General features: G+C 71.1%; 7 protein-coding genes and 1 pseudogene. 3 read left to right on the plus strand and 5 right to left on the minus strand.

All coding sequences use genetic code 11. The features are described 5' to 3' along the window. The 3 genes from KDM41_05595 to KDM41_05605 all read right to left on the minus strand — a co-directional run. On the minus strand, positions 1 to 315 hold a 315-nt coding region (locus tag KDM41_05595; GenBank protein MCB1182887.1), incomplete at its 3' end, for a hypothetical protein. Between the two features lie 74 nt (positions 316 to 389). After that, positions 390 to 1442 carry a redox-regulated ATPase YchF gene (ychF, locus tag KDM41_05600; protein ID MCB1182888.1) on the minus strand — a complete coding sequence of 351 codons (1053 nt, stop codon included), beginning with the start codon at positions 1440 to 1442 and terminating at the stop codon, positions 390 to 392. 114 nt (positions 1443 to 1556) lie between these two features. After that, a complete protein-coding gene (locus tag KDM41_05605; GenBank protein ID MCB1182889.1) occupies positions 1557 to 1919 on the minus strand; it encodes a hypothetical protein in 363 nt (120 codons plus the stop codon). 286 nt (positions 1920 to 2205) lie between these two features. On the opposite strand from KDM41_05605, the gene KDM41_05610 reads away from it, so the two are divergent. After that, a complete protein-coding gene (locus tag KDM41_05610; protein MCB1182890.1) occupies positions 2206 to 3948 on the plus strand; it encodes a right-handed parallel beta-helix repeat-containing protein in 1743 nt (580 codons plus the stop codon). Between the two features lie 83 nt (positions 3949 to 4031). Here the strand turns inward: KDM41_05610 and KDM41_05615 are convergent. Then, positions 4032 to 4601 (minus strand): annotated as a pseudogene (locus tag KDM41_05615) (methyltransferase domain-containing protein). Between the two features lie 163 nt (positions 4602 to 4764). Here KDM41_05615 and glgP point away from each other — a divergent pair. Together glgP and KDM41_05625 are read left to right on the plus strand one after the other, a co-directional pair. After that, complete coding sequence (glgP, locus tag KDM41_05620) at positions 4765 to 7407, plus strand: alpha-glucan family phosphorylase (GenBank protein ID MCB1182891.1); 2643 nt, start codon at positions 4765 to 4767, stop codon at positions 7405 to 7407. Between the two features lie 131 nt (positions 7408 to 7538). Further along, entirely contained in the window at positions 7539 to 9320 is a 1782-nt protein-coding gene (locus KDM41_05625; GenBank protein ID MCB1182892.1) for an SLC13 family permease, read from the plus strand. Between the two features lie 65 nt (positions 9321 to 9385). On the opposite strand, the gene KDM41_05630 is transcribed toward KDM41_05625, so the two are convergent. Beyond that, entirely contained in the window at positions 9386 to 12697 is a 3312-nt protein-coding gene (locus tag KDM41_05630) for a PD40 domain-containing protein (protein ID MCB1182893.1), read from the minus strand. Positions 12698 to 12699: the final 2 nt, after the last annotated feature.

Below are 12699 nucleotides of genomic sequence, written 5' to 3' on the forward strand. Positions count from 1 at the left end.
CGCCGCCCGGGCCGCCAGCGCCGCCAGCAGGACGGCGGTCCCGAGCCACAGGGCCCACTGGAACGCGCGCAGCCCCCGCAGCGCGCCGCCGTCGAAGACCCGGTCGGCCGGCACGCCGCCGCCCGCGCCGGTCGCGGCGATCAGCACCGGATAGAGGGGCGACATGAAGTAGGGTTCGGCGACGGGATCCCGCGGCGCGGCGCCGGTCAACTCGGCGGCCCGGTCGAGGTACCACACCTCGTCCAGGATGGGCACGCGACCGAAGACGGACCGCTCGGCCTGGGCGATCAGGATCGCGCCGGCCGCACACAGCAACGCCCCCGCGATCAGCAGGGGCGTTCGGACGGACCGGAGTCCGGCAGGCGGGCGGGCGCTGACCCCGGAACGGCTCACACGCTGAACCGGATCTCGAGGATGTCGCCGTCGCGGACCACGTACTGCTTGCCCTCGAGCCGCACCAGGTTCGCGGCCTTGGCCTTGGCCATGTCGCCGGCCCCGATGAGGTCGTCGTAGGCCGTCACCTCGGCCCGGATGAACCCGCGCTGCAGGTCGGAGTGGATGGCGCCGGCGGCCTCGGGCGCGGTGGCGCCCCGACGCACCGCCCAGGCCCGGCACTCGTCCGGTCCCACGGTGAAGAAGCTCTGGAGCTGGAGGGCGCCGTAGGAGGCGCGGATCATGCGGTTCAACGCCGGCTCGGCGATGCCCAGATCGGCCAGGAACTCGGCGGCCTCCCCGGCCTCGAGCTCGGCCAGCTCCTCTTCCACGCTCGCGCAGAGCGCCACCACCTCGGCGCCCATGGCGCGGGCCGCGGCGACCGCGTCATCCGGCGCGTCCTCGCCCTCGGCGTGGTTCAGCACGACGATCATGGGCTTGAGCGTGAGGAAGGCGTAGCCCGACGAGATCTTGGCCTCGTCCGGATTGAGCTCGAGATCGCGCAGCGGCCGGTCGTTCTCGAGCTGCGCGCGGAAGCGCTCCATCATCGGCGGCTCGAGGGGGTTGGCCACCTTGCCCATGCGGGCCTTTTCCTTGGCCAGCTTCTCCAGCCGGTTCTCGACGATCTGCAGGTCGGCCAGGCCCAGCTCGAGGGCCATCGATTCGAGCTCGCCCACGGGATCGGGCGCGCCGTAGCCGCCGCCGAAGCAGCGCACCACCTGGGCCAGGGCGTCGACCTTGCGGCCGTGCTCGAGGAACTTGGTCGACTCGCGCTGACCGCCCCCGTCGCCGCCCGCGAAGCCCGGGATGTCGACCCACTCGACGCTCGCATTCACCTGCCGCTTGGGCTTGAACATGGCCGTCAGGCGATCGAGGCGCGGATCGGGCACCCGGCCCACGGCCAGATGCGGCTCGACGCCCCCAACCCCCGTCGGCTGGCCGGCGCCGGTGATGACGTTGAAGAGGGTGGTCTTGCCGGTGAACTTGAATCCGATGATGCCGATCTGCACGGTCGCCTCCAGGCCCTGTGGCCGGACGGGGGTTCGGTTCTGCCGGCCATATAGTCGCTCGCCGGCTGCACGATGTCCAGCCGGCGGCGACGTCCGTTGCGGAGGGGATGCGGATCAGATGCTGGGCGGGTCGTCCAGCTCGCGATCGTGCGAGAGCGAGTACTCCGACCATTCGCCGGCGCGGCCGAGCTGGTCGACACCGCGCACACGGATCCGGTAGAGCTTCACCCACTCCACGTCGAAGGTGACCTCCGGCTCGGTGACGGTGGTGGAGATGACTTCATCGGATCCCTCGACCCCTGCATGGATCTCCACGTCGTACCGCACGGCCACCGCGCCGGTGGTCGGCGGGGTCCAGCGGAAGGTCATGGGCTCCGGAGTCGGGAAGGGATCGGGCCAGACGGCATAGAGCAGCCCTGCGAGAAGCAGGACCGCGACCACGATGACCGTCAGGTACCGGTTTTTTTTAGCGGTCATGGTCTTGTCACCCTGTCCGGTGGGGGCTTCAAGTAATGTCTCAGGTTCAGTTATTACCGTGTTTCCAAACTTACGTCTAGAGATCCGGTTTCGGGAGCGTCCCGGCCGCCGATTCTCAATATCAGCCGCAAAACCGCTCCTAGCCCCAAAAATAAGAGATTTTGCCGTTTGCCACAACCGCTAAAGGGACCGCATATTGCTGTGTCGGGACAAGGCAGTCCCTAGTGCGCGGTCTAACCCCACGAATCGGCACCTGCGCTCGCATGTCCATGGAGGAAGCTGGAGAATGACCGGCAAATTCCTGATCGCGACCGGCCTGGTCCTGGCCGCGTCCCTGATCCCCGGAACCCTTCCCGCCACCGCCGAGGCCGCCACCCTGAGCGTCCCCGCCAACCACGCCACGATCGCCGAGGCCTTCGCGGCCGCGGCCACCGGTGACCGCGTGGAAGTGGCGCCCGGCACCTACTACGAATCCGGCCTGCGGCTGCCGAACGGGGTCGCCCTCGTCGGCGCCAGCGGCGATCCCCGCGATGTCGTGATCGACGCCCGCAGCGAGGGCCGGATCCTGCTGGTCGACGGCGCGTCCCAGGCGACCCTGGTCTCGAACATCACCTTCCGCAACGGCTACGCCGCCGGCCGGACGGGCTTCGAGCGCAGCGGCGGCGCCATCTTCTGTTCCGGCAGCACGGTCCAGATCTACAACTGCACCTTCGAGGGCAACCAGAGCCAGGGCAGCGGCGGCGCCATCCGGTGCACCATGTCCACGCCCCTGATCACGGGCTGCGTCTTCCGCGACAACCGTGCCGAGGAGGGCGGCGGCGCCATCGACTGCAGCATCTACTCGTCGCCGCTCATCCGCGGCTGCACCTTCACGGCCAACGCCGCCAGCTGGGGGGGCGCCCTGAGCTGCCGCGGCGCCTCGTCGCCCACGGTGTACTCGTCGATCTTCGACGGCAACGGCACCTTCGGCGACAAGTCGTACGGCGGCGCCATCTTCGCCGACGTGGCCTCGCAGCCCGCCATCGACCAGTCGACGTTCTACGGCAACACGGCGCGCTACGGCGGCGCCCTGGCCTGCTTCGAGGACGCGACCACCGATCTCGAGCACTGCACCCTGACCGAGAACACGGCCGAGGTGCTCGGAGGCGGGCTCTTCGCCTACGAGTCCTCGCCGAACATCACCGCCACCATCGTCGCCTTCCAGAACGGCAGCGGCATCAGCGCCGAGGGCGCGGGCCAGCCGCAGATCACCTGTTCGAACATCTACGGCAACAGCCAGGGCGACTGGGTGGGGGCCATCGCGACGCAGCTGGCGACGGCCGACAACATCACCGCCGATCCGCTCTTCTGCGGCTCGGGGGACGGCGCCGCCGCGTTCACCCTGGCGACCAGCAGCCCCAGCAGCGGCGACGGCCCGTGCGGCACCATGGGCGCCTGGCCGGTGGGCTGTTCCCTCTCCGCCATCTCCGTGACGGCGTTCGGCGCCACCTGGGACGGCCAGGCCGTGACCCTCGAGTGGCACGCCCTGCTCTACGACCAGGCCGTCGAGTTCCGGGTGACCGGCGCCTGGGCCGACGAGCCGGCATCCAGTTGGGACGTGCCGTTCACGGTGCTCGGCGGCGGGTTCTACGAAGCGGTCGACCGCACGGCCGCCGGCTCCGGCGACGTCGTCTACCGCCTCTACATGGACGCCGGCACCGGCTCGTGGGAGTACCTCGACGAGGCCCGCCTCACGCCCGTGCCCGCCTTCACCGGCATCCGCGAACTGAAGGCCTATCCCAATCCGTTCAATCCCATGACCACCATCAGCTTCCGCCTCGGGACGGCCCAGCGCGCCCGCATCTCGGTCTACACCCCGAGCGGCCGCCGCGTCGCCGTCCTCGCCGACCAGGAGTTCGGCGCCGGGCCCCAGTCCGTCAACTGGGAAGGCCTGGACGCCAGCGGCGCCCGCGTCGGGTCGGGGCTGTACATCGTGCTGGTCGAAGGGGCCACCGAGCGGCTCACGCGGAAGATCACTCTCGTCAAGTAGCGGACCCGCAGCGCCGGAGACGGCGCGCCACGACCCCGGCGGCCGGACGACCGTCGGGGTCGTGGCTTTCCTCGTGCACCAGGATCTCGCAGGTCGGCCGCGACCCACGCCACCTCCACCCCGAGGTCGGCGGCCAGCAGGCGGCCGAACGCCAGGGCCTCCGGTTGCCAGTCCACCGCCGTGACGCGGTAGCCCCGCGCCGCCAGCCACACGGCCGCCCGCCCGCTCCCGCAGGCCAGGTCCAGCACCGGCCCCAGCGCCGGCGGCGGCAGCAGATCCGCGTGGGCGGCCAGGAAGGCCGGCGGCTCCCACAGGTGCCGGCCCGCGTCGCCCCGCTCCGCCAGGGCGCCGGGCGGCAGATCGGCCGGCGTGCAGCCCGTGACCGGCACCCGTCCGCGTCCCTCCAGATGGGCGGCGAGGGCGGTGGCCAGCGCGCCGTCGTCCGCCACCACGAGCAGCGGCACTTCGCGCGGCGGCAGGAAGATCGACGGCACGGCGGCGTTGAAGTGCTCCGTGGCGCTCGCTCCCGGCGGCGGGGACGTCACCGGCCGGCCCACGGCGCCGGGCAGGTGGCCGGCCCGGAACGCGGCCGACGGGCGGATGTCGAGCACCCGCGGCGGCGCGGAAGCGGCGGCTGGGTTGCGGGGGGACATCGCTCCTCTTTTCCCGGTGACGATTTCGAGATTCCGGCTTTATTATGGGCGGGGGCCGCCGAAGACAAAGCCGGTGCACAGGACCATCTTCCCACGCCCCATCCGCCGTCGCCACCCGGGAGTCCGGGGCGACCGGTTTTTTGCTGTTGGCCCACGAGACGGAGTGGACATGCCTGCCATCCAGAATTTCGTCGTCACGCCCAATCTGCCCGACCCCCTCAAGCCGCTGCTCGACATCGCCCGCAACGTGTGGTGGACGTGGAACGTCGAGGCGATCAACCTGCTGCGCCGGGTCGATCCCGACCAGTGGGACGCCCACGACGGCAATCCCGTCGCGGTGCTGGGGTCCCTGTCGCCGGAGCGCGTGGCGGCCCTGGGCAAGGACCGGGCGTTCCTCGCCCACCTCGAGCGCGTGCGCGAGGACCTCGACCGCTACCTCAACCGCCCCACCTGGTTCCAGGGCGAGCACGACGACCTGCCGACCGCGCGGGTCGGCTACTTCTCCCTCGAGTTCGGCCTGCACGAGTCGCTGCCCCTGTACTCGGGCGGCCTGGGCATCCTGGCGGGCGACCATCTCAAGTCGGCGACGGATCTCGGCCTGCCCCTGGTGGGCGTGGGCCTGGCCTACAAGGAGGGCTACTTCCGCCAGTACCTGAACCACGACGGCTGGCAGATGGAAGGCTACACCGTCAACGACTTCTACAACATGTCGATGGAGCAGGTGCGCGACGACGCGGGCGATCCCCGCACCATCGAGGTCCACTACCCCGGCCGCACGGTGCGCGCACGGATCTGGCGGGTGCAGGTGGGCCGCAATCCGCTCTTCCTGCTCGACAGCAACCTGCCCGAGAACCTGCCCGAGGACCGCGAGCTCACCAGCCGGCTCTACGGCGGGGCCGAGGACATGCGCATCCGGCAGGAGATCCTGCTGGGCATCGGCGGCCTGCGGGCGCTGATGGCCCTCGATCTGGAGCCGACGGTGTGCCACCTGAACGAGGGGCACTCGGCGTTCCTGGGCCTCGAGCGCATCAACCTGCTCATGAAGAACCGGGGACTCGACTACGAGACGGCCTTCGAGCTCGTGCGCGCGAGCAACGTCTTCACCACCCACACGCCGGTGCCGGCGGGCAACGACCACTTCGCGCCCGACCTGGTGCGCAAGTACCTCACGTCCAAGGCCGACGAGCTGGGCATCGGCATCGAGCGCCTGCTGGCCCTGGGCCGCCAGAACCCCCTCGACCAGAACGAGACGTTCTGCATGACGGTGCTCGCCCTGCGTCTGAGCCGTTTCGTCAACGGCGTCAGCGAACTGCACGGCCACGTGTCGCGCGGCATGTGGCAGGAGGTCTGGCGCGGCGTACCGGTCGAGGAGATCCCCATCTCGCACGTGACCAACGGCATCCACACGCGGAGCTGGCTGTGCCACGAGATCGCGCGGCTGTACGACCGCTACCTCGGTCCGCGCTGGTTCGAGGATCCCACCAACAAGACCCTGTGGGACCGCGTGGACATGATCCCCGACGCCGAGCTGTGGCGCAGCCACGAGCGCATGCGCGAGCGCCTGGTCGGCTTCGTGCGCGGCCGCCTGCGCAGCCAGCTGCGCAAGCGGGGCGCCAACCGCGCCTGGGTGAAGCAGGCCTCCGAGGTGCTCGACCCCGAGGCCCTGACCATCGGCTTCGCGCGACGCTTCGCCACCTACAAGCGCGCGGCGCTGATCCTGAGCGATCCGGACCGCCTGGCCCGGATCCTGAACGATCCCGAGCGACCGGTGCAGCTCATCTTCGCCGGCAAGGCGCACCCGAAGGACCATCCGGGTAAGGAGCTGATCCGGCAGCTGATCCACCTCGCGCAGGAGGAGCGCTTCCGCAAGCGGATCGTCTTCATCGAGGACTACAACATCGAGGTGGGGCGCTACCTGGTGCAGGGCGTGGACGTGTGGCTCAACAACCCGCGCCGGCCCCTCGAGGCCAGCGGCACCAGCGGCATGAAGGTGCCGCCCAACGGCGGCATCAACCTGAGCATCCTCGACGGCTGGTGGTGCGAGGGGTACCACCAGGACAACGGCTGGTCCATCGGCGCCGGCGAGGACTACGAGGACCAGGCCGAGGACCACGCCTACCAGGACGACGTCGAGTCGACGGCCCTGTACGACCTGCTCGAGAACGAGATCGTGCCGACCTTCTACGAGCGCAGCAGCGACGACGTGCCGCGCGAGTGGACCCGCATCATGAAGAACTCCATGCGCACCGTGAACGCCGAGTTCAACACCAACCGCATGGTCGAGGAGTACACCGAGCGGTTCTACATCCCGTGCGTCCAGAACGCCGGCCGGCTCGGCGCCGACGACTTCGCCAAGGCCCGCGAACTGGCCGACTGGCGGCGCCGCGTGCACGCGTCGTGGCCGGCGGTGACCATCACCCGGGTCGAGGATCCCCCGCGCGGCGACCAGCCCATGGGCACGAGCCTGAAGGTGACGGCCCACCTGCAGCTCGGCGCCATCCCGCCGGAGGAGATCCTCGTCGAGGCCTACCACGGCCTGGTCGACACCAACGGGGCGATCCCCGACGGCGAGACGGCGACCCTGTTCCCCGCCGGCACCGCCGACGACGGGGCGGTCATCTTCTCGGGCGAGATCGCCTGCCGCCGGGCCGGCCGCCGCGGCTTCACGGTGCGGGCCGTGCCGCGCAAGGACGGTTTCCCCCTCGACCGCTTCGAGACCGGTCTGGTGACCTGGTGGGACGGCTCCGAAGTCGGCGCCCCCCTGGCCACCGCCGGGACCGCCTCGCGCACGGTGCACCGGGCCTGAGCGCCCGGCCGCCGTCGCGCACCGCACGCCGCCCCGGGTGGTTCCACCCGGGGCGGTTCGTTTCCGGCCTGGGGTGCGGCCTCCCCGCCTTCGCGCTATCTTCCTGTTCCGCAACGAACTGGAGCAGCGCGATGACCTTCGAGATCCTCATCGTCACCCTCGTCCTGCTGGCGGCCCTCGCGCTGCTCATCAGCGAGCGCCTGCCCTACGACCTGACGGCCATCGGGATCATGGTCGCCCTGATGGTCACGGGGGTGCTGCGCCCCGCCGACGCCGTGGCCGGCTTCGCCAACCCGGCGCCGGTCACCGTCGGGGCCCTCTTCATCGTCACCAAGGGGCTGATGCGCACCGGCGGGCTCGTCTTCCTGTCCCGCCTGATGGCCGCCGTCACGCGCGGGCGGCCGCGGCTGATCCTGCTGGTGAGCGTGCTGCTCGTGGGGCTGCTGTCGGCCTTCGTGAACAACACGCCGGTGGTCGTGCTCATGCTGAGCGTGATCCTGGCCCTGAGCGGCCGCTTCGACCTCTCGCCGGCGCGCTTCCTGATGCCCGTCTCGTTCGCCTCGATCCTGGCCGGGACGACGACCCTCATCGGCACCTCGACCAACATCATCGTCAGCGACCTGGCCGCCGACCGCGGGATCGCGCCTCTCGGCATGTTCGAACTGGCCCGGGTCGGGGTGCCCCTGGCGGTGGTCGGCATCATCCTGGTGCTCCTGCTCGCGGATCGTCTCCTGCCCCGCACCCATCCGCCGATCTTCCATCACGCCCACGGCGCGCGGCACCGCTACATCGCCGAACTCTTCGTGCCCGCCGACAGCCCCGCCGTGGGCCGCGACCCGGCCGAGGCCCTGCGCTCGGGCCGGGAGGCGCCCGAGGTGCACGAGGTGCTGCGCGGGCGCCGGGTGCTCTTCCCCCCGACCGACGACTGCACCCTCGCCGCCGGCGACCTGATCCTGGTCAGCGCCACCGCCGCCGAGCTGGTCGCCGTGCTCGAGCGGGGCCACGTGACGCTGCCGACCCTGGCCGGACGCCCCATGGACGAGCCCTACCGCGAGGACACCCAGCTCGTGGAGGCCATCGTGCCGCCCGAGTCGCACCTGCTGGGGCGCCGGATCGGGGGCACGCATCTCGGACTCGGCGACGGCCTGCGGGTGGTGGGCGCCCAGCGGCGGCGGCGGCACTACGAGGCGGGCAAGCTGAACCAGCTGCGGCTGGCGGTGGGCGACATCCTGCTGCTGCAGTGCAGCGAGCTGCGGTTGTCGCGACTGCAGGCCGATCCCGACCTGATCATCGCCGACAGCGCCGTGCCCCGGCCCGCCAACATCCGCAAGGCGCCGGTGGCCGTGGTCGTCTTCGCGGGCATGGTCGCGGCGGCCGCCGGCGGCGTGACCGACATCATGACCGCCGCCCTCGCCGCCGCCTTCCTCATGCTCGTCAGCGGCTGCCTGCGCCTGCACGAGGCCTACGAGGCCGTCGACGTGCCGGTGCTGATGCTCATCGTCGGGACGATCTCCCTGGGTACGGCCATGACCAGCAGCGGCGCCGCCGACCTCTACGCCCGCGGATTCCTCTCGGTCTTCGAGGCGGGCGGGCCGCGGGTCGTGCTGGCGGCGTTCGTGGTGCTGACGAGCCTGCTCTCCCACGTGCTGTCCAACAACTCCACGGCGGTGCTGCTGGTGCCGGTGGCCCTGGCCACGGCCGGAGCGTACGGGGTCGATCCGCGGCCCTTCCTGGTGGGCATCTGCTTCGGCGCCTCGGCCTGCTTCGCGACGCCCATCGGCTACCAGACCAACCTGCTGGTCTACGGTCCGGGCGGCTACCGCTTCGCCGACTTCCTGCGTCTCGGCATGGTGCTGAACCTGGTCGTCTGGGTCGGCGCCTCGGTGCTCATTCCCCGCTACTGGAGTTTCTGATCCCACCGGACGCACGACGGGGGCCGCCTGACGACGGCCCCCGTCCGCTCTCCTGCCGAACCGTCCTACTTGCCCAGCTCGGTCGGCAGCGCCGGCGCCTCGGTCGGCACCGTGTTGCGATGCCCCTTCAGCTCGGCCAGGACCTCGCTGATCGCCGCCTCGAGCTGCGAATCCCGGCCCGCGTTGGTCTGCACCGGATCGAGTCGGACCTCGATGTCCGGCGCCACGCCCTCGTTCTCGACCCTCCACTCGCCCTCCGGGGTGAAGAAGCGGAAGAAGGGCACGGCGAGGAAGCCGCCGTCGACCAGGCCCGGATTGGCCGAGATGCCGATCAGGCCGCCCCAGGTGCGGGTGCCCATCAGCTTGCCCAGCCCCGCGTAGCGGAACGACCACGGCAGGTAGTCGCCGCCGGAACCGGCGTCCTGGTCGATGAGCATGAGCTTGGGGCCGTGCATGGCCCCCATGGGCGTGTTGTAGATCTCGCCGTCGCGGTCCTTCCAGCCGGACAGGTGCTTGCGGCCGAGGACCTCGATGATGTAGTTGGCCGCCTGGCCGCCGGCGTTGCTCCGCTCGTCGATGATCAGGGCTTCCTTGTCGACCTGGGCGAAGAACATCCGGTTGAAGTAGGTGTAGCCGGCGCCCGCCGTGTTGGGCAGGTACACGTAGCCCACGCGGCCGTCGGTGGCCTCGGCGACACGGCGGCGATTGGCCTCGATCCAGTACCAGAGCCGCAGGCCGCGTTCCGACCCCGTCGGCTCGACGACGATGTCGCGGGCGTCCTTGCCGTCGGCGCGGGGCCCCACGCGCAGGGTCACCTGCTCGCCGGTCGTGCCCTCGAGGTGGGCGAAGATGTTGTCGCCTTCCCCCAGCTCGTGGCCGTTGACCGCCAGGATGAACTCGCCCTCGCGGACGCCGTTGCCCGGCACGGCCAGGGGCGCCGCGGTGAACGGATTCCACGACTCGCCGGTGTAGACCCGGGTCACCCGGTGCCGCCCGTCGACGAGCTCGAAGTTGGCGCCGAGCAATCCGGCGCCGGGGCCGTCCTCCCGATGGACGTCGCCGCCGCCGACCCGGTTGTGGCCCGCCTGCATCTCGCCGATCATCTCCACCATGAGGTCGTTGAGGTCCTCGCGCCGTCCCACGTGGGCGACCAGGGGCCGGTACCGCGCGTAGACCGCGTCCCAGTCGAGGCCGTGCAGGGTCGGCGCGTAGAAGTACTCGCGCTCCATGCGCCACACCTCGTCGAAGATCACGCCCCACTCCTCGCGGGGGTCGATGCGCGCCCGCACGTCGCCGGTGCCGAGACTCTCCGCCTCGATCTTGGCCCCGAGCTTGCCCACCGAGAGCTGGCCGCGGCCCTTCTGCAGCAGCACATGCTTGCCGTCGGCCGCGACCACGAACGAGCGCACGCCGGACATGACCGTCTTGGCCTCGAGGTCGTCGAAGTCGAAGCGCACCAGTTCGGGCGCCTCGCCGCGCTCGCCGGGAGGCTCGTTCGAGCCGCCGGGCTGCGGGAAGTCGAGGTAGTACAGGGCGCCGTCGTCGCCCACGGCCAGGTTGCCGTAGTTGCGCTCGGCCACGGGCAGCGCCACGATCCGGGCGGCGATGCCGTCGAGGTCGATGCGGGTCGCGGCGTCGGCCTTCTCCTCGTCGTCGCCGTTGTCCTTCCGGTCCTTCTTGCCCTTGCCGCCCTTCTTCTCCTTGTCGCCCTTGTCGTCGCCGCCGGCGGCCTCCTCGTCGCCGCCGTCCGGCAGGAGGGGCGATTCGCCGTCGGCGGCCAGGACCACGGCGTACAGGCCCGCCCGGTAGGGGCGCTCCTGGCTGGTCATGTTCAGGCCGACCTGGATCGGTCCGGCGTTGGTCGAGGCGGCGAAATAGAGATACTTGCCGTCGGGACTGAAGGCGGGCGCGGCCACGTCGGCGGCACCGTCGGTGATCACGTGGCGCTTGCCCGCGGCCAGGTCGTGGAGCACGAGGTCGCGGTTGTAGTTGGCCTGCTCGTGGGTGTAGGCGAGCCAGTCGCCCGCCGGCGAGAACGCCAGCTCGACCGACTCGCGCCGCACGCCGGTGTCGATGGTCGTGATGCGGCCGCCGTCGGTCTCGATCACGTACAGGGACAGGTGGTTGTCGGTGTAGGCGATGCGGGGCGTGTCGCCGCCGCTCCAGGACCGCAGGTCGTAGAAGGAGGGCCCCAGCGGGTACTCGCGCCGCTCGCCGCGGCCGTCCTGGTTCGCGATCACGAGGGTCTGGCCCTCGCGCGAGTCGACGATCCAGGCCAGCTCGCCGCCGTCGGGCGACCAGAGGGCCGAGTACTCGCGACGGTCGCCCGTGCTGGTCACGTTGCGCGTCGAACCGTCCTCGACCGGCACGGTGAACACCTCGCCGCGGGCCGTCACCAGGGCGCGCTTGCCCGTGGGCGACAGGTCGAGACCCTGGATGGTGCGGGAAGCGTCCTTCCAGGCCGGACGCAGTTGGGGCAGATCCGGCGCGATGGACACGACGATCTCGGTCGCGGCCCCGCCGGCGGCAGGCTGGCGCCACAGGCGACCGCCCGCCTCGTATACCAGCACGTCGCCGTGGCCGGCCGCGTCACGCACGTCCCACACCTTTTCCGCGGAGACGCGCGCGACCGAGTTGTCGGCCTCGTTCCAGCGGTAGATGTTGTGGATCTCGTCCTCGCGGTCGGACACGAAATACAGCGTCTCCCCCAGCCACACCGGGCTGAAGTTCGTGGACCCGGCGCCGGGGATCGTCACGACCCCGCCCCTGGCCAGGTCCATGACCATCATCTCGGGCGTCGTGCCGCCGCGGTACCCCTTCCAGCCCGACGAGCCCCCGAAGAGCCCGTTGTAGCCGGAGCCGTGGGCGATGTAGGCCAGGCGGCCGCCGGCGGCGTCGTACGCCCCGCGGTAGAAGCGGGCCTCCATGCGTTTGGCGGGCAGCCCGCCCGCGAGGTCCACGTGGTAGAGCTGGCCCGAACGTCCGTGGTCGGTCTCGCGGGTCGAGACGAACGCCACCGCGCGCCCGTCGGCCGACCAGGCGACCGGGAAGTCCGGTCCCGGGTGCCAGGTGAGGCGGCGGGGCTGCCCGCCGGCCGTCGGCACCACGTAGACGTCGAGATTGCCGCCGTAGTCGGCCGCGAAGGCGATCAGGCTGCCGTCGGGCGAGAAGATCGGATTCCCCTCGTCGGCCTCGGCGCTCGTCAGCCGCCGGGGCTGGGCACCGTCGGGGGCGGCGACCCAGATGTCGCCGGCGTAGACGAAGGCCAGGTGGTCGGCCGAGAGGTCGGGCTCGCGCAGCAGCAGGGTCTGGTCGGCGCCCAGGGCGGGCCCGGCCAGGAGGATCGCGCACAACGCGATCGGCAGCAGGTGTTTCATGG

The organism is bacterium, assembly GCA_020440705.1.
Lineage (GTDB): Bacteria > Krumholzibacteriota > Krumholzibacteriia > LZORAL124-64-63 > LZORAL124-64-63 > JAGRNP01.